This is a genomic window from Streptacidiphilus sp. PAMC 29251, from assembly GCF_054208735.2.
Genome location: NZ_CM135725.2, coordinates 2,081,523 through 2,102,249, shown reverse-complemented (window position 1 = coordinate 2,102,249; position 20,727 = coordinate 2,081,523). Strand labels below are relative to the sequence as shown.

The window sequence follows — 20,727 nt, the reverse complement described above, 5'->3', positions numbered from 1 at the left end:
TGCTGTCTGGAGAGTTAACGCAGGATTGAGGGTGGCGGTCGCCATGGGCTCCGCCCTGCTGGCCACCTATGCGAGGCGGTGCTGTGCCATAGTCGGCCGGAGCAGGACACTACTCAGATTGAACTCGTGGGGGCGGGTTGTGTGATCAGCCCGGGTCTGATGGTCAGTCCGGCTCCGGCGAGGCAGCCGTCGATGAGGTCCGGTCGGTACTGAATCTTCTTGAGCTTGCGCTTCATGACGCGAACGAGACCGGTGAGGTCGACGGCGACGAAGTTGACCATCGCCCGACGCATCAGCGACCAGATCCACTCCTGCGGGTTCAACTCAGGTGCATAGCTTGGCAGCTGGAAGATCCGCAACCACTCCTTGTTCTCCTCGGCGAAGTCGTAGAGCTCCTGCACCAGGTGCAAGGACAGGTTGTCCCATACCCATACGACCGGGGTGCCCAGCTGAACGTGCGTCAGGACGATCAGGTCGCGGTAGTCCTGCCAGGTGAAGGTCTTCGGCTCGCCCCGGCGGCCGTGGTAGATCAGCAGCCGGTAGAAGAAGCGGGAGCGGTGACCTGGGCGGAAGCAGACCACGCCGGCCACGTTCGCCCTGCCCTGTCCCCGTCCGCGCACCGTCACCACCGGCCGCTGGCCGCGCGGCGCCCAGGTTCGGCCTTTCGGCGGACTCAGGCCCTGTCCTGCCTCGTCCTCGAAGCAGATATGGGCGCCCAGGTCCGCCGCGGTGGTTTTACCAGCGGCCACACCTGATCCTTCCAGACCTCCACGGCCGCCTCGTCGCGCTCCACCGCCCGGCGCACCGGGACCTGCGAGGTCCAGCCGTGCCGGCGCAGCAGCTTCCACACGCCCTGCACCGTGTACCCCAGGTGGAACATCCGGGCGATCAGCAGCCTGACGCGGCCCAGCGTCCACCGCTGGTCATCGCCGCGCCACTTCTCCACCCGACGAACCGAGACCCGGAACTCCGCCGCGACATCAGCGGTCTTCTCCCCGCGCTCGAAACACTCGGCTGCCTCCAACCGCACCCGTTCCCGCGCCACCTGCTCCTTCGGGGTGTAGCCCCCGCCATCCGCATACCGCATGAAAGCGTCGTCAACACCAGTGCGTTAAGCCTGTGACCTGCGGCGCAACCCCGGCGTGAACGTCGAACGGGACTCCTGATAGATCATCTTGCTGCCAAGCTCGGATGATCATCGGGAGTCCCGTTGCGCGATCAGTCTGCCACCACGCCCGCCATGCAGGTGATCCCGGGGGTCTACGCGCCGGGCCACTTGGGCGAGTTGACCCAGATCGTGGATTTTGCCCTGGTGGACGCCGTGCTGGAGGAGACCGGGGCGCGGGAGAAGCGGCTGCGGCTGCTGCCCGCCCGCGTGATGGTGTACTTCGTCCTGGCTCTCGCGCTGTTCGAGCACGCCTCGTACCGGGCGGTGTGGGGAAAGCTGACCGCGCACCTGCCCGCGGCCGTGATCGTCCGGCCAGCCGTCTCCTCGCTCGCCCGGGCGAGGCGCCGCCTGGGTGCCCGCCCCCTCAAGGTGCTGTTCGAGACGCTGGCGGGTCCTGTCGGCGAGCGCCACCGCCCCGGCTCCTTCTACCGGGGGCTGCGCACAGTGGCCGTCGACGGCACCAGTCTGCACGTGCCCGAAGACGCGCAGGTCACCTGGCTCTATCCCAAACGGGTCGGCGAGAAGAGGGAGTTCGGCTACCCGCTGCTACGCCTGCTGGTGATCGTCGAGTGCGGCACCCGGGCTCTGCTGGGCGCGGCCTTCGGCCCCGAGGCAACCGGTGAACTACCCTACGCCACACGCCTGTTGCACGTGCTAGACGCGTCGATGCTGCTGCTGGCCGACGCGGGCTTCGACGCCGTGCACTTCCTGGCCGACACCGCCGCGACCGGCGCCCACTTCCTGGTGCGCTCGGGCGCCAGCCGCTGCCCCACCGCCCTTCAACACCTCGCAGACGGCTCCTACCTGGCCCGCCTGCGCGCCCCCTACCGGGCCGGCCTGGGCTACTCGCCCCTGCCGGTGCGCGTGATCGAGGCCGAGGTCACCGTGACTCTGTCCGACGGCACCGTACGCACCGAGCAGTGGCGCCTGCTCACCAGCCTCCTCGACCACACCACCCACCCCGCAAGCGAACTCCTGCACCTCTACCACGAGCGATGGCAGGCGGAGACCGCCTATTTTTCGATCAAGGCCAGCATCCTGGACGGCCGCGTCCTACGCTCGCGCAGCATCGACGGCCTCGACCAGGAGGTCTGGGCACTGCTGACCGCCTACCAGGTGCTGATTCGCGCCGCTGCCGACGCGATCACCGACCAGCCCGCCCTGGATATGGACCGCCTCAGCTTCACCGTGCTGCTGCAGGCCGCCGCAGACACCGTCCTGACCGCCGCCGGCACCACGATCCAGGACAAGGCCGACCTGGTGGGAAGGATCGGCGCAGCGATCCTCGCCGACCTGTGGCCCGCGCACCGCCGACAGCGCGTCAAGGCCCGCAGCAAGAAGAACACCACCAGCAAATACGCCCCGAACGCGGGCAAGCACCCCCAGAGCGCACCCACCTACACCTTCAGCGCCAAGATCGGAATGCTGGAGAACGGACTCACTGCCCGCCCACGACGCTGACAGCCACGCAGGCCACGGTTGCACCGCAGGTCAACGCCCTAACGCACTGGTGTTGAAAGCGTCGTACCGCAGGGATCAAGAACCGTCACCAGTCCGCGCCCCCACGAGTTCAACCGGAGTACCGACTGCCGCCCTTGTCGAACGGCGGCTTCCGAGAAGATCCGCCGTCCTGATCGCAGCGAGACGTGGCCAGGCTGATGCTCGACACAGTTCCGCGCGTCGGGGCTGCGGCGAGGCCTCGTTCAGAGGGGTCCGCAAGGGGCAAATGTCCCCACTCAGCGGCAGGTCAGGACACCGTTGCACCCCGCCGAACGACCGGACGTACAGTTGGAAAGCGTGTTGGGGGCAACCCCTCACGAGTTCGAATCTCGTGTACACCGCACCGACCCGTCAGGGCAGACGAGGGCCCCGATCGCAGTGCGGTCGGGGCCCTTCATCGTTCTCTGGGGTTGCCGTTCGGAAGTGGTCTACTTCAGCTGTGTAGGGCTGCCCGGGTTGCTGTTGCGGTCAGGAAACGCGGCGTGTCGACAGGGACGGCACAATCCAGGATTCGACCGTCCCACATGCCGAGGAAAATGCGGCCAGGTCCGACGACGGCCAGCGAGAGGGCCACGAGTGCCACATCGTCGACGATGACCCGCTGACGCCATCTCGGCTCCCCGGTGCGGGCGTCCAGGGCGACCAGACTGCTGTCGGCGAAGGTGACGTAGACGGTGATGCCGTCGGTGTCGAGGGCGGTCGGGGCGGAATCGGCAGTGAACACCCAGGCTGGATCTCCGTGGGGCAGCGCGCGGCGGACGACGAACGCGTTGCCGGGGAGCAGGCCGGCACCGTCATGCACCGTGCCCGCGTGCACCACGGCTGTGCCGAGGCTGTCCTCGATCCAGGTGCCAGGGCCGCCGAAGAGGTGGCCGTGCCGCTGGGCATCCCATTCCAAGGGGAACAGCACCCGCACGACCGGACCGTCGGCGTCCTCCGGGATGTCGACCGCAACCAGGTCCTTGTCGAGATGGTGCTCGGGGGTATTGCCACGGAGGAACAGCGGTGAAGGGCTGCGACGGACGGCGAAGTAGTGGTTGAAGACGTCATAACCGCCGAGTGCAACCCTGCCGACCTCCCTGAGATCGCCGTCGGTGTCGATCAGGCGGGTCACCTCACTGGAACGACTGGCGCCGCGCAGCCGATCCGTGTCCCGGATCGCGAGCCTGCCGTCCCGGCTCGCGGCCACCATGACGGGCCCCTCGAAACCGAGCGTCTCCAAAAGCCGCCCGTCCTCCAGGCGAATGCGGTCCACGCGGGCGGGAAGGTCTTGCCACCTCCGGTCAGCGAACACGCGTTCACCCGGCACCGTGACCCACGCCGACTGCCCGTCGGGCGCGAGGTGGACCTGACGCCCACCGACTGCGTCTGGCAGTACCCAGGCGAAGCTTCCATCCGGGAGCCACGACTCGGCCTCGACGCCCTCCGAGGCAGCCAGCACGCTGCCGTCTCCGTGCGGCTCCACCGCCCACACGTGCCGACGTAGCTCCCAGGACGGGAGCCCGTGCTCGGCACAGAGATCCGTCAGCACCTGCTCCGCAGCCGCACCGTCCCGGGGGCGAGCCAGGGGTACGCGGGGGCCCGACTGCTGCAGCGGCGTGAAAGCACGGTCCGGCACCGTGGTCCAGTCGTCGCACTCCAGGCTGAAGGCATACCCGTGAGTGTGCGCCTCGTCGTCCTCGTGGTCGTCGTACGGGGCAGCGACGACGTCGAGCGTGCTCGGGCCGGCCCACTCGACGGCACGGATCTCTCGCGCATACTGCAGTACCGAGCTGCAGCGGCCCGCCCCGAGGTCAAGCATCAGCAGCTCGCCCTCGAAGGCGTACCCGCCGTCGTAACAGCCGGTCCCGACCGCAGCCAGGGGCAGCGTGGGATGGATCTGAACCGTGTTCACCGGCCAGCGCGAGGACACGACCCCTCTGCAGCGAAGACCGTCCAGCGAGTAGATCCCGATGCGGTACTGCGCGACCCGCTCACCGACCATCCGCCCCGGCCAGTGGGGCCTCCCCAGGTCTCCACCCACGACAACGACACCCGCGGCATCACTGCGGCATACGGCCGTCGGCCTACCAATGGTCGCGAAGGGCGCGTCACCCAGGACCCGGTGAATAGTCAACGGGAGAGCCCGGGGTCGTTCAACGTCGGTCATGCCGAGGAGCCTGCACGACCGAGGGACCGATGTCAGCCTGATATTGCGAACGCCTCGACCAGCAGGCGGACGCGATCGGGCCGAGTCGGTGGTCGGCCAACAGCGCTTCTCGCTCTCCCCGCTCTGGGCGGCTGGGCCTTCGGCCCAGCCGCCCAGGGAAAACCCATATACGAGGCGGCCTCCTTGGTGAAACTTCCGATATGGAAGGTTATGAGGGCAGTGCAGCACTGGAATGGTGGGCTAACCGCTCCACATGCCTCGGTATATTCGGCATCCGTGTCACCATCACCGCTGAAGCCGACAGCTGGCTGGCTCAGGGGACTGTGGCCCCTCCACGGTTCACGTCACCAAACAGGACCAGTCCGGAGACCTCATTCTCCGCGAATGCAGCTGAGTGCCCTGACGTGCTCAGAGGGCTTCGATCTCAACCATTGATCCGTCCGGACCGAGCCTGAACATACGCGGCGGTCCCATCCGCGCAACGGCTGTGGCAATCGCAGCCTGCCGCAGCGCAGGATCCGGTGCCTGCGGGTCCTGGAGGTGAAACCCTCGGAGCTCCACCTCGTAGGGATCGATGTCTTCCGGCGAAGGCCGGCCCTCCAGAACAAACCCGAAGAACGCGCGCAGAGCTTCTTCGCCAAGTTCAAGGGGGTGGAACGGCAGCGGGTACGGGCCCTGCACCGGCCAGCCTGGTACGGGTTCCACCGGGTGCTCGCCCGCCCAGTAGGGAGCTTCGAACACGAAGCGCTCACCGATGTCCTCCATAACCCCGCTATCCGGCGAAAGGCTGAGTGAACGGACCAGCTGACCGTCCTCCCACACGGCGAAGGCGAAGAAGTCCACCACGCTGTGCATCCAGTGCACGACCAGTCTGCGCCCGGCACTCGCGTCGATCAGGTGCTGTGCCAGTCTGGTCGGGAAGTCGCCCATCCAGTGCTGATCGCAGACGATGTCCACCCCTGGAAAGCTGCCGACGTAGGCAGTCCCCTCTGGTGGGTAGGTCGCATCGCCAAGCTCGCAGCCGGGGGCGCTTGCAACGTCCCATCCGGGATACAGACCACGAACGAGCGCCTGAGCCGGCTCGCTGTCCGCCGTACCCAACATAGGCGGCACACTGGATACTCCGGCATCCATGTACACAAGCAATGCCGTCTTGGCACCCATGGTCAACCTCTCGAAAGCAGCGGACGTTCGATCTTCGTTCGAGCGGAAGGTAGCAACCGCGTATGACAGTCGGCTTCAGCGAGGCCACCAGCAGCCGGCTGATCCCTTCCATCCGAAGGTCGGTCGTCCCGATAATCCTCAACTGCTCCGCAGCGCTGTCTGTGGTGTGGGGTTGGATGTCGGCATGACTGTGATCGATCTGGCCCGGCAACTGCCGGGTATTGCCGAGCTGCGCGAGCACTGCCGGGCCTTGGCGACTTTGGAGGCTGTCATCAGCCCGGACTGGGAGTCCCGCTACTACTCCTTCAACTCCGCCTGGGCACCAGGTCAGCAGATGGCGTCGATGCGCGACGGCAGCGGGAACGAATGGTCCATCGTCTTCTCCCCGGTGGGCGCGTATGTGCGCGGTTTCGACCATGAGTCACCCATGAGTCCGTACGGAAGCGACAACGACGGACCCTGGCCCGATGTCCTGGACATGGTGCCCGAAGCGTTCCGGGAGTTCGTCGAGGAGCCCGCGTTCTGCGACGAGGACGGGATGCCCCTGGTGACCGCATGTCTGTGGCGCGGGGGCGACGACGACTGCTGGCAGACCGGCGAGATCGAGTTCCCTGAAGAGCGCACCGACCCGGACGGAGCCGACGCCCTGTTCGTGCTCCTGTCGGACCGCTCACCCGACGCGTACATACGTTTCGCTGAGGACTACCACGAGACGTCTCTGGACCGCACCGCAGTGACCGCGGTGCTCAGCCTCCAGCCGCTCACCGCCACGCTCATTGCCACGCTGAACCCGGACGTGACACTGGAAATCCTCGCCGCAGATCTCGCCGAGATCGGCTACGCCGCCGATGCTCAAGGCGGGGCCAGCAGCACGGCCTGACCAGGCAAGACACAACACTGACGCAGTTCCAGTTCCAGCTGCATTCACTGCCGTCCAGCACCGTCCGAAACACAGCGGGCAGGCAACCACGCTGCAGGTCAGGACAGCCACGAACGCAGCCGGCCCCCCGGACGAACAGTTGGAAAGCGTGTTGGGAGCAACCCCTCACGAGTTCGAATCTCGTATCCTCCGCAGGTCAGAGGGCCCCATCGTTTCGACGGTGCGGGCCCTCTGCGTTTCCGTCTCATCCGTAGTCTCAAGCGGGTTCCCCCGCCCTCAACTCGTCTAGACAACAGCTGGGCCCTCCGTCGTACCTGGTCCGCACCCGGTGCCGGAAACCCGCTCAGTTTGCTAGGGGATCTGGCGGTAGATGTCTCCGCGGTTGCCCACGGCCAGAACCCAGATGATCAGTTGACCGCCCTCAACGGTGTAGACAACTCGGTAGTCACCGATTCTGAGCCGCCATCGGGCGGCATGCCCTTGCAGCGCCTTGACGTCGAACGTCGTCGTATCGCCGGCATCCATGGCCTTCTGCAGTTCGGCGAGCCGACGCAGGATGCGCAGAGCGTCAGGCCTGTCGATCTTCAGCAGTGCACGCTGGGCGTGGGGGGTGAAGCGCGTGACGTAGCCCATCCGGCATCAACCCTCCTCGCTGCGGAGAAGGGCTGCCATCTCCTCCAACGAGACGGACCTCTGGACTCCCTCCGCCTCCGACTCGTCGGCCAGCCTGTTCAACCAGGCTTCCTCGGCATCGTCCGCTATCCGACGGAGGCGTTGGTACTCCTTGATGTCGATCACCACGGCTTCCTGCCTGCCTCGCCGGGTGATGATCGTCGGAGTCTGCTCACGACGTGCCCGGTCGATGACGTCGGCAAGGTGACTGCGGACCTCAGCCATGGACTCAATCATGGGCTCGCTCATGTCTTCAATGTAACAGATGTACATCTCAGCGGCATGGTCGTCCGATTGCCGCTCCGCGGATCCGCGCCGACTGCGAGGCGGCGAAGGGTTGCACTCTGGGCTGCGCTCAACCCCGTTCACATGGGTCCAGACGCACCCATTCTCAGGTTGACACTGCGGGTCAGGATCGCGGCGAATACGGCCGAATCGCGAGTTCGAATCTCGCCTCCACCGATGACCCCGAGGGATGAGGACTGCGCAGAGTGCCTGAGACTGGCCGAGCAGGAACAGGCAGCCATGTTGACCGCCGACTACTCACGTCGTACAGATGCTCGAGTCATATGGCACCGACACATCACCGCCGTCCATGCAGCCGAAGAGGAGCAGTCCAACTCTCTTTCCCAAAAACGACGGTGCCATAAAATAGGTCCTCTCGGGGGCCTGTTTTGCTGCGCCGCTGCTTCCTCGATGAATTCGACTAGGTCCGCATGTGGCTCGGTGTATACATCGCTCTCCGACTTCGTCTTGCCTGATTACGCGGGCTCCGCCTCGTGTCTGGTGGAAACGCTGGCCTCGGCCGGGTTCCACGATCCGTCGGGCCAGGGCTGAAGTTCGCGAACGGGTCTGGAAGTTTGCCGGGGCTGATGCCCCAACGTGGGCGGGCAGGTGATCGTGGGCATCGACGGGGTGCTCGTGCTGTCGCACTCCGAGACGCAGGACGCGAGAGTGATCTAGATATGTACCCAAGTTCACCGCATTCCTCACCGCGGCTGCGCGCGAACATCTGCTGAGCGCACTGGCGAAGATCTACCGATCGGTGAGCGCCTTCCTGGGCGACCTCGACAACTAGGCTGGTCCTGTGACTATCGAGCGCGTGACCCGGCGGGCGGCCCGGATCCTGGTCCTGGACCCCGACGGTGCGGTGTTCCTGCAGCTCCACGACGACCCCGAGGTCGGCCTGCACTGGGTGCTCCCCGGCGGCGGCCTCAACCCCGGCGAGGACGAACTCGCCGGGGCCCTCCGCGAGACCGTCGAGGAGACCGGCTGGACCGATGTGGTCCCCGGCCCGGCGCTCTGGATCTGGGAGCACGACTACACCAGGAAGGGCGTGCCCACCCGGCAGCACGAGGTGATCTTCCTCGGCTCCGCCCCGCGCCGCGACCCCATCGGCGACCTCGCCGAGTCCTTCCGTCACGACGGCATCATGACCTGCCGCTGGTGGACCCCCGCCGAGCTGGCCGACTGCCCGGACGTGCTCTGGCCGCCGGACCTGGTGACGCTGATGGCCGACCTGCGACGCGACGGCCCACCCGCAGAGCCGCTCGACCTCGGCTACGTCCCCAACGCCCTGCGCTGACCCCAGCCGAGGTGGTCTCAGCCGCGCTGACCTCAGCCGTGGTGGCCGCCGCCGCCCATGTCGTGCCCGCCGCTGTGCCCGCCACCGCTGTGGCTCCCGAAGTCGAAGCCGCCGCCATGGTGGTGTCCGCTGCCGTGATGTCCACTGTCGTGGTGCCCGCCGGTCTGGTGTCCGCCGTGGTGGTGCCCACCGGCCTGGTGCCTGCTGGGCTGGTACTCGCTGGGCTGGTGCAGCCCCGGCTGCCCGTCGCTCGTGAACAGCCGGGCGCCGGGGCGGCTGCCGCGGCGGACCGCCCTGACCACCCTGGTGATGATCCCGACCGCGATGAACAGCGCGACCAGAGCATAGATGACCATAAATGTTCCGATATCGGTCATAGCGTCGATACCCCCCTGTGTTCGACGGCTCTGCGAGCCGCCGTGGGGACAGCGTGCCCACCCGCCCGTCCGGCGTCACTCGATTTGATCGAGTTCAGAGCTTCGGGTCCGGGTCAACAAGAACGTCGGCGCCGCGCAGCAGGGCCACCGCGCCCAGGGCGGCGGCCTGGGGGCCGAGTTGTCCGGGGAGCACCTGGGCGGCGGTGGCTGGCTGGGCGTGGCGGGTGATGGCCTCGGTCAGGCCGGCGATGATGTGGGCGCCGGCGGGCCCGAGGGAGCCGTCGAGGATGAACAGGTCGGGGTTGAGCAGGGTGCACAGGTCGGCCAGGGGACGGCCGAGGGTGCGGCCGAGGTCGACCAGCAGGCGCTGGAGCCCGAGGTCGCCGTCCTCGGCCAGCGCGAGGATGGTCGCGAAATCCAGCGGCTGCTCGTAGGCGGGTTGGGCCAGGTCGATCATGTCGGTGCCGATGACCCGGATCAGGCAGCCGCGTCCGCCGCAGGCGCACAGGGGTCCGTTGTCGTGGACCTGGACGTGGGCCAACTCGCCGGCCAGGCCAGTGCTGCCACGGTGCAGGCGGTCGCCCAGGATCAGGCCGGCGCCGACCCCGTGGCGGCTCACTTTCAGATAGACCTGGTCGGGGTTGCCGCGTCCGGCGCCGAAGGCGTGCTCGCCCAGGGCACACAGGTTGGCATCGTTCTCAAGTAGCGCCGGGATGCCCGCGCGCTGTTCCAGCGCGGCCGCCAGGCCCTGGTCCAGCCACGGCGGAGTCCACGCGTAGCGCTTGGCCGCCCCGGCCGGCAGCGGGCTCACGTCCCCGCGGTAGGTCGGCGCGGGGACGCTCAGCACGACCGCGCGCAGTTCCTCGCCCGCGTAGCCGGCCGCCTCCGCGACCTGGCCGAGCGCGGCGACGAACTGGTCGAGGACGGCCCCCTGCGCCTGGTCGGCCGCCACGGTCACGGTGGCCTGGGACAGCACCCGGCCGGTCAAGGTGGCCACCGTGGCCCGCACGTCGCCGAGTGACCACTCCAGGCAGGCCACGGCGGCCGCGGGGCCGCTCAGGGACAGCACCTGGGCCGGGCGACCCGGGGTCGGGTTGCGGTCGGCGGGGGTCGCCTCGGTGACCATCCCGCGTGCCAGCAGTTCCGCCACCAGATCCGCGACCGTCGCCTTCGGCAAGCCCAGCTCGCGCGCCAACTGGGCCCGGCTGGCCTCACCCACCCGCCCCAGGAACTCCAGGGCGCGCTGCCGGTTGGGCCGCAAGGGACCCCCGCGATCGGCTGTTGTCATGCGCGAAGACTACTCATAAGAGCGAATCCGATCAAATGGAGGATATCGAAAGGGCATTCCCAGCGCCCGTGGGATGCATTAGCTTTCGAGGCGTGGAAGAAATCCAATCGCAGTCGCCTGGTTTGAGCGAATCCAGTCCAATGGCGGAAGGTCATCTCGGTCGTGCCCTTCACTCGCTGCGGGATCCGGTCTATCGCACCTGGTTCGTCTCCCAGGTGTTCTCCTCCTCCGGGTCGATGGCCCAGGGCGTGGCTCAGTCATGGCTGATCCTGCAGCTCACCGGCCGGGCCATCGACATCGGGCTCCTCGGAGCGGTGTCCTGGGCGCCGACCCTGCTCGGCGGGGCCTGGGGCGGCGCGTTGGTGGACCGGTTCGACCACCGGCGGCTGCTGATCACCACTCAGGGCCTGTTCATCGCCCTCTGCGCGGCCCAGACCGTCCTGGTGGCCGGCGGTGCGATCCGGCTGTGGATGATCGTGGTCTTCGGGGCCTGCAACGGCATGGTCATGGCCGTCGACGCCCCGGCCCGTCAGGTCTATGTCTTCCAACTCGTCGGCCCCGGACGCCTGGCCGGTGCGGTGGGCCTCTACGAGGTCATGGTCAATGCCTCGCGGGTGCTCGGTCCGGCCGCCGGCGGGGTGCTGCTGGCCACCGTCGGCACCGCCGCCTGCTTCGGCCTCAATGCCTTCTCCTTCGCGCCCACACTGTGGGTCCTGCTCCGCCGCAAACCCCTTCCCGCCGCAGCCCCGTCCCCCGCCGCAGCCCCGGCCCCGGCGCTCGCCGCCCGCCCGCGGGCACGGGTACGCGAGGGCCTGGCGGCCGTGCGCCGAAGCCCGGAAATCCGCTCCTGCGTGCTGCTGGCCGCCGCCTGCAGCATGGTCTTCAACCTCGCCACCAGCACCCCCCTGTTCGCCCGTCAGGTGCTGCACCTGGGCGGCGGCGGCTTCGGCGCCCTGATGGCCTGCTTCGGGCTCGGCGCCGTCCCCGGCGCCCTGGTCGCGGCCGGGGCCAGGGGCGAACCCACCGGTCCCCGTATCCGCGTCCTGGCTCTGCTCACCGCGGCCGCGATCGTTGCCACCGCGCTGACCCCGTTCGCCGCAGGCGCCTTCGTCGGCCTCGCCGTCACCGGGTTTCTGTCGATCTGGCTGGTCGCCACCGTCAACACCCTGGTCCAGCTGCGCTCCGAGGTCCGTATGCGCGGCCGCGTCCTGGGCGTCTGGACCATGGCCCTTCCCGGTGCCATCCCCGTCACCGGCCTGATGTCCGCCCTGGCGGCCCAAGCCGATGCCCGCGCCGGGGTCGGCCTGGCCGGCCTGGTCCTGGCTGTCGCCGCTGCCATCAGCTGGAAGGCCCTGGGCCCCAGCCCAGCCCCGGCACCGGCCCCAGCCCCAGCCCCAGCCCCGGCTCCGGCACCACCTGCGACCGCATGACGGGTGCTGATTTCCGTCCCACCCGCGCCCTGGCTCCCCACTGTCCCCTCCCGTCACGCTCTCCGTGCTGCGAGCGGGGAACACCTGTCAGCATCGTGCTGCGCGAAAATCGACGCGCGTAGTCAGATCGCTCGCGGAAGGACGTCGGGGTGGCTCGCACAAGCTGGCGGGTCCAGCTGCTCGGATCGTTTGCCGTGACCGTCGACGGGGTCGGCATCGAAGCCGGCGCGTGGCGGCTGCGGAAGGCGAAGCTGCTGGTGGCGATGCTGGCGTTGGCGCCTGGTCAGCGTCGACATCGCGAGTATGTGCTGGACCGGCTGTGGCCCGACCTGGAGCCGGTGGCCGCGGCCCGGAACCTCCATCAGACCCTGTATGTGGCTCGCCGCGCGGTCTCCGGCGACGGGCCGCCGCCACCACCACCCGGACGGCTGTCGATCCGGGACGAGCAGGTCGTGCTGGATCTCGCCGGACCGGTCGAGGTCGATGTGCTGCAGTTCGAGCTGTCCGCGCAGGAGGCCTTGGCGGGCGACGAGGTGGCTAAGCTGCGCGCCGCGGCCGATCTCTATACCGGGGATCTGCTGCCCGATCAGCCCGACGCGGATTGGTTGACGACGCGGCGGGACGAGCTGCGGAAGGCCTCCCACGAGATCTCCGTGAAGCTGGCGACCGCGCTGGAGCAGTGCTCTCCTGAGGAAGCACTGCTCACTCTGGCCCGGGTGCTGGAAGCCGACCCCGTGCATGAAGGCGCTGTCCGCGCGCAGATGGCGGTGCTGGCGGGGCTGGGTCGACGGTCCGAGGCGCTGGCCCGCTACGAGCGCCTGGTCGATGACCTGGTGGACGCGTTCGGCACCGACCCGGACACCCGGACCGTGGAGCTGTTCCGTGAACTGCTGACCGGCGCACCGGCGGCGGAGCGCCCCCGGGCCGCCGCCGACTCGACCGCCGCCGACCCGACCGCCAAGGAAGCCACCGGCTGTCTGCCGGCCCCGCTGACCAGCTTCGTCGGGCGTGAGCGTGAACTCGCCGACGTGGAGCGGCTGACCGGGCAGACCCGACTGCTCACCCTCACCGGAGCCGGCGGCAGCGGCAAGACGCGACTCGCCGTGCAGGCCGCGCGGCGGGTGCGGGCGGGCTATCCCGACGGGGCGTGGTTCGTCGACCTGACCGCCGTCGGTGAGCCGGTGATGGTCGCCGACGCGGTGGCCAAGGCGCTCGGGCTGGACTCCGACGTGGCGCCGGACCGGGGGCAGGCGCTGGTGGAGCAGCTGCGCCGGCGGCGGCTGCTGATCGTGCTCGACAACTGCGAGCACCTGCTCGCCGCCTGTGCCCGGCTCGTCGGTGCGCTGCTCGCGGGCTGTCCGGACGTGGTGGTGCTGGCCACCAGCCGGGAGCCGCTGCATGCCCACGGGGAGTACACCTTTCGGGTGCCCTCGTTGGCCCTCCCGCCCCCCGACTGGAACCGCGCGGCCGACCTGGGCCGGCTCGCACGCCTGGACCAGCTCGCCCGGCTGGACCAGTTGTCCCGCCTGCCGAGCGTCCTGCTCTTCGTCGAGCGTGCGGCCCAGGTGCGGCCCGGTTTCACCCTCGACGCCGACAACGCGCCGGGGGTGGTCGAGCTGTGCCGGCGGCTGGACGGGATGCCGCTGGCCTTGGAGCTGGCGGCGGCCAAGGCCGCCGCTCTCGAGCCGGCCGAGATCGTGCACCGGTTGAGTGACGCCCTGTCACTGCTCGGCGGGGGATCCACCTCGATCACCCGGCACCAGACCCTGCGGGGCACCTTGGAATGGAGCCACAACCTGCTCGCCGACCCCGAGCAGGTCCTGTTGCGCAGGCTCTCGGTGTTCTCGGGCAGTTTCACCCTGGACGCGGCGGAGGCGGTGTGCGGTGATCCTCCGTTGGAGCGGACAGGGCTGTTCGAGCTGGTGGCCAGACTGGTGGACCAGTCACTGGTGGTGCCGGCCAGAACGGCCGCCACCACCCGCTACCGGCTGCTGGAGACGGTCCGTCAGTTCGGGCGCGAGAAACTCGGCCTGGCCGCGGAGGCAGAGCGGTTGGCCGCCGCCCACGCTGCGTACTTTCTCGCCTTCGCCGTGGCCCACAACCCCGAACGGGCCACCGGGGTGGTGATCGAGGCGCCCAAGCTGCTGGACCGCGAACACGACAATCTGCGCGCGGCGCTGGGCTGGGCCTGCAAGCACGACGCCGGGACCGCGCTGCGCCTGGCCGCCAATCTGTGGCGGTTCTGGTTCGTCCGCGGCCATGCCGTCGAGGGCGCGCGCTGGCTCGAGCGCGCGTTGGCGGCGGCGCCCGAACCGACCCGGCCCCGTGCGGCCGCCCTGATCGGCCTCACCGGGCTGGACGCCCGCCAGGGGCGCGCCGACCGGCATCGGGCGCTGGGAGCGGAGGCGTCGGCGATCGTGCGACAGATCGGCGAGCCGGACGAGGTGGTGATGGCCCAGATCGTGGAGGCCACGCTGGTGTGGAGCAGCTTCGATCTGGACGAAGCCGAACAGCTGGCCACCGCCGTACGGGCCGGGGGCGTGGCACGGGGCCGACCGGAACACGCCGCCGCCGGCAGCTGGCTGCTCGGCCACTGCGCGCTGTTCCATGAGGACGGCCCCCTCGCCGTCCGACGTCTCGACGCCTGCCTGATCGAGCTGGCGCACTCCGACCCGGGCACGCACCCGTTCCTGCCGGTGATCACACCCTGCCTGCAACTCGTCCCGGTCGCCGGGCGGTTGGTGCCCTGCATGGAGGAGACCATGCTGCTGGGCCGGCGGGTCGGCGTCGCCCAGGCCACCGGGTACGTGCTGTCCGCCCTCGGCTACGCGCACCGGCTGGCCGGGAACCAGCAGGCGGCGCTCTCCCTGGTCACCGAGGCCGTCGACCAGTTCGCCGACCTCGGCGACGACCTGGCCAGGGCCCAGGCGCTGCACCAGATCGGCTGCATCCACCGCGACTTGGGCGACTACCGGGAGGCCGGACTGGCGCTGTCGTTGGCGCGGGAGGTGCGGATCGGTATCGGCGACCGCCGGGGGGAGCTGCTGACCGAGATCAACCTCGGCCTGCTGCAGGCCATGGCGGGTGACATCGACGACGGCCTGGCCGGCGTTCGGCGGTCACTGGCCGGATTCGAGGCCGTCGGTGACATGGTGGGGATCGCTGCGACGCTGACCGCCCTCGGAGCCGTCGAGCTGCTGTCCGGCGAGACCCGGGCGGCCCGGGAGATGTATCGACGGGCTGCGGAAAGGATCGCCCCCTGGCCGCGGTTCGCCGGGTGGCTGCGGCTGATGACGGCCGAACTGTCCACCGAGCTGGCCGATCACCGCCGCGCCGCCCGCGAGCTGGCCGCGGCCGCGGAGGTCTTCGACCGTACCGAGTGCGTGATCGCCGGCCGCCGGCTGGCCGCGCTGCGTGACCGGAGCGCAGGCGGCGAGGGGTGGACGGACGCGCGTTGATGTCACGTTGAGTTCTTGTTGGGGCGGGGTCCCTAGCGTCGGTTCCGAACGCGACCACCCTTGCCTTCGGAGGAACCATGACCATGAATTGGACCACGGGGAACCCCATCGGGGACGCCACCCTTGCCGAGTTCACCGCGGGTCTGCGCGGCACCGCGGTGCTGCCGGGTGAGCCGGACTACGACCAGGCCCGCGGCATCTGGAACGGGGCGCACGACCGGCGCCCGGCGGTGATCGTCCGCTGCGCGGGCGTGGCGGACGTGATCCGCACGGTCGACCTCGCCCGCAGCGAGGGGCAGTTGCTCGCGGTGCGCGGTGGGGGCCATTCCATCCCCGGGTTCTCCACCCTCGACGGCGGCATCCTGCTGGACCTCTCCCGGATGACGGGCATCCAGGTCCGTCCCGACCAGCGCACGGTGACCGCGCAGGCCGGCTGCACCTGGAAGGACCTGGACGCGGAGACCCAGCAGTTCGGGCTCGCGGTGACCGGCGGTCTGGTGTCCTCGACCGGCATCGCCGGCTTCACCACCGGCGGCGGCATCGGCTGGCTGATGCGCAAGCACGGACTCGCCAGTGACAACCTGGTCGGGGCCGACGTCGTCACCGCCGACGGCCAGTTCGTGCACGCGAGCGCCGAGGAGAACCCGGAGCTGCTCTGGGGCCTGCGCGGCGGTGGCGGCAACTTCGGGGTGGTGACCTCCTTCGAGTACCAGCTCCATGAGATCGGCCCGACGGTGCTGTCCGGTCTGGTCTTCTACCCGGCCGAGGAGGCCCGGCAGGTGCTGGCCGGGTACCGGGCGGCGTGCGCGGCGGCCCCCGACGAACTGACCACCCTGGTCAACCTGACCACCGCCCCGCCGGTGCCGTTCCTGCCCGAAGCGGTCCACGGCACACCGATCATCGGCGTCGGCGGCTGCTGGTCCGGCGACTCCGAGGCCGGCGAGGCGGCCACCGCGCCCTTCCGCTCCCTCGGCACCGTCATCGCCGACGTGTTCGCGGCCAACCCGTACGCGGGATGGCAGCAGGCCCTCGACCCGCTCTACCCGCGGGGGATCCACAACTACTTCCGCTCGGCGTTCCTCCGCACCGTCGACGACGGCGCCCTGCGCGTCCTGGGGGACTTCTTCGCGAAGCTGCCCAACCCGCTGACCGAGATCCACCTGCAGCACCTCGGCGGCGCCGTGGGCCGGGTCCCTGCGGCGGACACGGCCTATGCGCTCCGGGACCAGGAGTTCATCGTCAACGTCGTCGCCCGCACCGCGGGCGCCGAGGGCTTCGACGAGGTCGTCGACTGGGCCCGGGCACTGACGGCCGCGCTGGGACCGGACGCCGGCGCCTATGTGAACTTCACCGGCGAGTCGGACCCGTCCCTGGTCCGGGCGTCCTACCCGGCCGGCACCTATCGCCGACTGGTCGAGCTGAAGGACCGCTACGACCCGACCAACCTGTTCCGTCTCAACCAGAACATCGTCCCCTCAGCCTGAAAGGACCACCATGAGAGCCTTACGTTCCGCCTGGGCGGCCGCCGTCCTGACCATCGGCATCGCCGTTGCCGGGCTCGCCTCCTCCGCCGCGCCCGCGGCGGCCGATGTGCCCGCCTCCCAGCCCATCCAGTACGTGACCAAGTCCTTCCCGAGCAGTACGCTCAACGTCCCCGTGATCGGCACCGTGCACTGCCCCACCGGCAGCAGGGTGGTGTCCTCCGGAGCGTCCGCCCCCGGAGGACAGCTCGCCGGGCTCTCCCCGGACGTCAATTTCCACGACGCGGCCACGGCCACGGCCTGGGTCCAGGGCACGCTGCAGGTCACCGTCGGCTGCGAACCCTTCGCTGCCATATCCGAGGTCGTCTCACGGGCGATCGGACTGCCCTACGCGAGCGGATTCCTGCGGGGCGTGGTGTATTGCCCAGCCGGGATGCGTGCCTTCGGCGGGGGCGGCTACGTGTTGAAGCCCTCCGGCATCCTCTCGACGAACGCCCAGGAGATGGTGTCCAACGCGGTCTCCGCGGACGGCACCGGCTGGACCTTCGCAGCCTCCACGTTCGGTGCCAAGGAGTCGCTCGTCGTCACCACCCAGTGCGCGCCGTTGACGGGCTCCTACGTGTCCCAGACCGGTACCCCGGCCCCGATCTACTCACGGGTGAACGTCTACGGGCCCTGCCTACCGGGATACACCGCCCTGTCCGGCGGCGTGTACCTCTCCAAGGCGGACGGCAACGAAGTCGAAAGCGGAGCCATCGACTACTCCATCCCCGCGAGCGGCAACCGCTGGTACACCGACGGCACTTCCTTCGCGGACACCGCCGGGGTCGAGAAACTGGTCGCCCTGGCGCAGTGCATCCGGTAGCCGGAACCACTCGCCGGAACCACGGGGGGCGTCGAATGCAACTAGTTGCATAAAGGGCCTGGCGCCCCTACCGTGGCGGGTATGAGCACCCCGTACCCGCATCTGCTGGCCCCGCTGGACCTGGGGTTCACCACTCTGCCCAACCGCGTCCTGATGGGATCGATGCATCTGGGTCTTGAGGAGGCGGAGAACGGCTTCGAGCGGCTGGCCGCCTTCTACGCGGCCCGGGCCCGCGGCGGGGTCGGTCTGATGGTCACCGGCGGCATCGCCCCCAACGCCGAGGGCCGACCGTCCCCGCACGGGGCGAAGCTCACCACCGCCGAGGAGGCCGAGCAGCACCGGGTGGTCACCGCCGCCGTGCACGCCGCGGGCAGCCGGATCGCCCTGCAGATCCTGCACTTCGGCCGCTACGCGAGCCACCCCGACCTGGTCGCGCCCAGCGCGCTCCAGGCGCCGATCAGCCGCTTCACGCCGCGCGCGCTCAGCGGCGCCGAGATCGAGCAGACCATCGAGGACTTCGTCCGCACCGCGGCGCTGGCCCAGCAGGCCGGCTACGACGGCGTGGAGGTCATGGGCTCCGAGGGCTATCTGATCAATGAGTTCATCGCGGCCGAGACCAACCACAGGACCGACGACTGGGGCGGATCCTACGAGAACCGGATCCGCTTCCCGGTCGAGATCGTGCGCCGGGTGCGGGAGCGGGTCGGCGCGAACTTCATCCTGATCTACCGGCTGTCGATGCTGGACCTGGTCCCGGGCGGGTCCACCCTGGACGAGGTGGTCGCCCTCGCCAAGGAGATCGAAGCAGCCGGCGCCACCATCATCAACACGGGTATCGGCTGGCACGAGGCCAGGATCCCCACCATCGCCACCTCGGTGCCGCGCGGCGCGTACACCTGGGTGACCAAGCGGCTGATGGGATCCGTCGGCATCCCGCTGGTCACCAGCAACCGGATCAACACCCCCGAGCTGGCCGAGCAACTGCTGGCCGCCGGCGCGGCCGACATGGTGTCGATGGCCCGCCCGTTCCTCGCCGATCCTCTCTTCGTCGCCAAGGCGACAAAGAACCAAGCCGACACCATCAACACCTGCATCGGCTGCAACCAGGCCTGCCTGGACCACACCTTCAGCGGGCGGATCACCTCCTGCCTGGTCAATCCGCAGGCCTGCCACGAGACCGACCCCAGCCTCAGCCTGCTCCCGGTGCCGACCCGCCGCCGCAAGCGCATCGCCGTCGTCGGCGCCGGGCCGGCCGGTCTGGCCTGCGCGGTGGCCGCGGCTGAACGCGGCCACCGCGTCACCCTGTTCGACGCCGCGCCCGAGATCGGCGGCCAGCTGAACGTGGCCCGTCGGGTCCCCGGCAAGCAGGAGTTCGACGAGACGCTGCGCTATTTCCGCAGCCGGCTGACGGCCGAGCGGGTCGACCTGCGGCTCAACACCAAGGCCGACGCAGAATCCCTCATCGCCTACGACGAGGTGGTCCTCGCCACCGGCGTCACCCCGCGCACCCCGGACATCCCCGGCACGGACCACCCCACCGTGCTCGACTACCTCGACGTCCTGCGCGACAACGCGCCGGTCGGACGGCGGGTGGCGATCCTCGGCGCAGGCGGCATCGGCTTCGATGTGGCGGAGTACCTCACCGCCACGACCGAACCCACGACCGACGCCTTCTTCGCCCAATGGGGGGTCGACACCGACCACACCCGCCCCGGCGGCCTGCGCGAGCCGCGCCGCGACCCGGCGCCCCGTACCGTGCACCTGCTCCAGCGGAAGACCAGCAAGGTCGGCGCCGGGCTTGGCAAGACCACGGGCTGGATCCACCGCGCGGAGCTGAAGCACCGCGGCGTGCGGATGCTGGCCGGGGTGACCTATCACCGGATCGACGACGCCGGGCTGCACCTCACCGTGGACGGGGAGAGCACGACCCTGGCAGTGGACACGGTGGTGCTCTGCACCGGCCAGGAGCCGCGCCGCGAGCTGCATGCCGCACTGCTCGCCCGCGGCCTGGGCGGCAGCACCCACCTGATCGGCGGCGCCGACGTGGCCGCCGAGCTGGACGCCAAGCGGGCGATCCGGCAGGGGACGGAGCTGGCCGCGTCGCTCTGACAGGATGTGGCACACGTACAGAAACGAACCACCCCCGTAGCCCCGAAGAGGTCGACCCCGCACATGTCGCTGCCGCACGCGATCCTCACCGCCCTGCTGGAGAAGCCGTCCTCGGGGTTGGAGCTGACCCGGCGGTTCGACAAGTCGATCGGCTTCTTCTGGTCGGCCACCCACCAGCAGATCTACCGTGAACTGGGGCGGCTGGAGGAAGCCGGCCTGATCGAGGCCACCCCGCAGCCCCCGTCCCGGGGTCAACGCAAGGAGTACCAGGTCCTCCCTGCGGGCCGGGCCGAACTGGTCCGCTGGGTGGGCGAGGGCCAGGACCCCAAGCCGATCCGGGACGCGCTGCTGCTGCGGCTCCGCGCCGCCGCGGTCGTCGGCACCGAGGGTCTGGACGTCGAGCTGCGGCGCCACCTCACGGTGCATCAGCAGCAGCTCGCCGAGTACACCGCCATCGAGCAGCGCGACTTTCCCCAGGTCAGCACCGGTACCGAGAACCGGCTGCACCATATGGTGCTCCGCGCCGGGATCTCGCTGGAGAGCTTCTGGATCGAGTGGCTCACCGAGGCCCTCGCCGAACTCCCATCCGTCTGACGTGTCG

15 protein-coding genes and 1 pseudogene are annotated in these 20,727 nt (G+C 69.5%); 9 read left to right on the top strand and 7 right to left on the bottom strand.

Features of this window, described 5'->3' with window-relative positions:
- Positions 1-113: 113 nt before the first annotated feature.
- Positions 114-1,087, bottom strand: a pseudogene (locus tag ACXKR8_RS09930) (IS630 family transposase).
- 123 nt (positions 1,088-1,210) lie between these two features.
- Between ACXKR8_RS09930 and ACXKR8_RS09925 the strand changes: the two are divergent.
- Positions 1,211-2,629 carry an IS4 family transposase gene (locus ACXKR8_RS09925; protein WP_458267007.1) on the top strand — a complete coding sequence of 473 codons (1,419 nt, stop codon included), beginning with the start codon at positions 1,211-1,213 and terminating at the stop codon, positions 2,627-2,629.
- Positions 2,630-3,101: 472 nt separating this feature from the next.
- Here ACXKR8_RS09925 and ACXKR8_RS09920 read toward each other — a convergent pair whose 3' ends face one another.
- Together ACXKR8_RS09920 and ACXKR8_RS09915 are read right to left on the bottom strand one after the other, a co-directional pair.
- Positions 3,102-4,652 carry a PQQ-binding-like beta-propeller repeat protein gene (locus ACXKR8_RS09920; RefSeq protein ID WP_458272537.1) on the bottom strand — a complete coding sequence of 517 codons (1,551 nt, stop codon included), beginning with the start codon at positions 4,650-4,652 and terminating at the stop codon, positions 3,102-3,104.
- Positions 4,653-5,225: 573 nt separating this feature from the next.
- On the bottom strand, positions 5,226-5,981 hold the full coding sequence (locus tag ACXKR8_RS09915; protein WP_458272536.1) for a DUF6928 family protein: 756 nt from the start codon (positions 5,979-5,981) through the stop codon (positions 5,226-5,228).
- Between ACXKR8_RS09915 and ACXKR8_RS09910 the strand changes: the two genes are divergently transcribed.
- Positions 5,980-6,861, top strand: a complete 882-nt coding sequence (locus ACXKR8_RS09910) for a hypothetical protein (RefSeq protein ID WP_462100433.1) — start codon at positions 5,980-5,982, stop codon at positions 6,859-6,861. The two genes, ACXKR8_RS09915 and ACXKR8_RS09910, sit on opposite strands and share 2 nt — an antisense overlap.
- Positions 6,862-7,212: 351 nt before the next feature.
- Here the strand turns inward: ACXKR8_RS09910 and ACXKR8_RS09905 are convergent, their stop codons facing one another.
- Positions 7,213-7,494: a type II toxin-antitoxin system RelE family toxin gene (locus ACXKR8_RS09905; protein WP_458272534.1), complete on the bottom strand. Its 282-nt coding sequence runs from the start codon at positions 7,492-7,494 to the stop codon at positions 7,213-7,215.
- Between the two features lie 6 nt (positions 7,495-7,500).
- Complete coding sequence (locus tag ACXKR8_RS09900; RefSeq protein WP_458274939.1) at positions 7,501-7,770, bottom strand: type II toxin-antitoxin system Phd/YefM family antitoxin; 270 nt, start codon at positions 7,768-7,770, stop codon at positions 7,501-7,503.
- 850 nt (positions 7,771-8,620) lie between these two features.
- On the opposite strand from ACXKR8_RS09900, the gene ACXKR8_RS09895 reads away from it, so the two are divergent.
- A complete protein-coding gene (locus ACXKR8_RS09895; protein ID WP_458272533.1) occupies positions 8,621-9,118 on the top strand; it encodes an NUDIX domain-containing protein in 498 nt (165 codons plus the stop codon).
- 32 nt (positions 9,119-9,150) lie between these two features.
- Here the strand turns inward: ACXKR8_RS09895 and ACXKR8_RS09890 are convergent, their stop codons facing one another.
- Positions 9,151-9,474, bottom strand: a complete 324-nt coding sequence (locus tag ACXKR8_RS09890; RefSeq protein ID WP_458272532.1) for a hypothetical protein — start codon at positions 9,472-9,474, stop codon at positions 9,151-9,153.
- A 115-nt stretch (positions 9,475-9,589) separates the two neighbouring features.
- Complete coding sequence (locus ACXKR8_RS09885; protein ID WP_458272531.1) at positions 9,590-10,783, bottom strand: ROK family transcriptional regulator; 1,194 nt, start codon at positions 10,781-10,783, stop codon at positions 9,590-9,592.
- A gap of 140 nt (positions 10,784-10,923) precedes the next feature.
- Between ACXKR8_RS09885 and ACXKR8_RS09880 the strand changes: the two genes are divergently transcribed.
- From ACXKR8_RS09880 to ACXKR8_RS09855, 6 genes are all read left to right on the top strand, one after another.
- The gene (locus ACXKR8_RS09880) at positions 10,924-12,213 is read left to right on the top strand and encodes an MFS transporter (protein ID WP_458272530.1); all 1,290 of its coding nucleotides are present in this window, start codon (positions 10,924-10,926) and stop codon (positions 12,211-12,213) included.
- Positions 12,214-12,362: 149 nt separating this feature from the next.
- Positions 12,363-15,671 carry an AfsR/SARP family transcriptional regulator gene (locus tag ACXKR8_RS09875; RefSeq protein ID WP_458272529.1) on the top strand — a complete coding sequence of 1,103 codons (3,309 nt, stop codon included), beginning with the start codon at positions 12,363-12,365 and terminating at the stop codon, positions 15,669-15,671.
- An 83-nt stretch (positions 15,672-15,754) separates the two neighbouring features.
- Positions 15,755-17,155, top strand: coding sequence for an FAD-binding oxidoreductase (locus ACXKR8_RS09870; protein ID WP_458272528.1), 1,401 nt, complete (start codon positions 15,755-15,757; stop codon positions 17,153-17,155).
- Positions 17,156-17,165: 10 nt separating this feature from the next.
- Positions 17,166-18,017 (top strand): hypothetical protein, encoded by an 852-nt coding sequence (locus ACXKR8_RS09865; RefSeq protein ID WP_458272527.1) that lies wholly within the window; start codon positions 17,166-17,168, stop codon positions 18,015-18,017.
- Positions 18,018-18,098: 81 nt separating this feature from the next.
- Positions 18,099-20,126 (top strand): NADPH-dependent 2,4-dienoyl-CoA reductase, encoded by a 2,028-nt coding sequence (locus ACXKR8_RS09860; RefSeq protein WP_458272526.1) that lies wholly within the window; start codon positions 18,099-18,101, stop codon positions 20,124-20,126.
- Positions 20,127-20,189: 63 nt separating this feature from the next.
- Positions 20,190-20,720: a PadR family transcriptional regulator gene (locus tag ACXKR8_RS09855; RefSeq protein ID WP_458272525.1), complete on the top strand. Its 531-nt coding sequence runs from the start codon at positions 20,190-20,192 to the stop codon at positions 20,718-20,720.
- The last annotated feature ends 7 nt before the right edge of the window (positions 20,721-20,727 follow it).

Coding starts and splice junctions, on each gene's coding strand:
- ACXKR8_RS09900 (WP_458274939.1), bottom strand. CDS start 7,770: ATGATTGAGTCCATGGCTGAGGTCCGCAGTCACCTTGCCGACGTCATC.
- ACXKR8_RS09870 (WP_458272528.1), top strand. CDS start 15,755: ATGAATTGGACCACGGGGAACCCCATCGGGGACGCCACCCTTGCCGAG.
- ACXKR8_RS09920 (WP_458272537.1), bottom strand. CDS start 4,652: ATGGTCGGTGAGCGGGTCGCGCAGTACCGCATCGGGATCTACTCGCTG.
- ACXKR8_RS09865 (WP_458272527.1), top strand. CDS start 17,166: ATGAGAGCCTTACGTTCCGCCTGGGCGGCCGCCGTCCTGACCATCGGC.
- ACXKR8_RS09885 (WP_458272531.1), bottom strand. CDS start 10,783: ATGACAACAGCCGATCGCGGGGGTCCCTTGCGGCCCAACCGGCAGCGC.
- ACXKR8_RS09855 (WP_458272525.1), top strand. CDS start 20,190: ATGTCGCTGCCGCACGCGATCCTCACCGCCCTGCTGGAGAAGCCGTCC.
- ACXKR8_RS09910 (WP_462100433.1), top strand. CDS start 5,980: ATGGTCAACCTCTCGAAAGCAGCGGACGTTCGATCTTCGTTCGAGCGG.
- ACXKR8_RS09890 (WP_458272532.1), bottom strand. CDS start 9,474: ATGGTCATCTATGCTCTGGTCGCGCTGTTCATCGCGGTCGGGATCATC.
- ACXKR8_RS09915 (WP_458272536.1), bottom strand. CDS start 5,981: ATGGGTGCCAAGACGGCATTGCTTGTGTACATGGATGCCGGAGTATCC.
- ACXKR8_RS09880 (WP_458272530.1), top strand. CDS start 10,924: ATGGCGGAAGGTCATCTCGGTCGTGCCCTTCACTCGCTGCGGGATCCG.
- ACXKR8_RS09905 (WP_458272534.1), bottom strand. CDS start 7,494: ATGGGCTACGTCACGCGCTTCACCCCCCACGCCCAGCGTGCACTGCTG.
- ACXKR8_RS09860 (WP_458272526.1), top strand. CDS start 18,099: ATGAGCACCCCGTACCCGCATCTGCTGGCCCCGCTGGACCTGGGGTTC.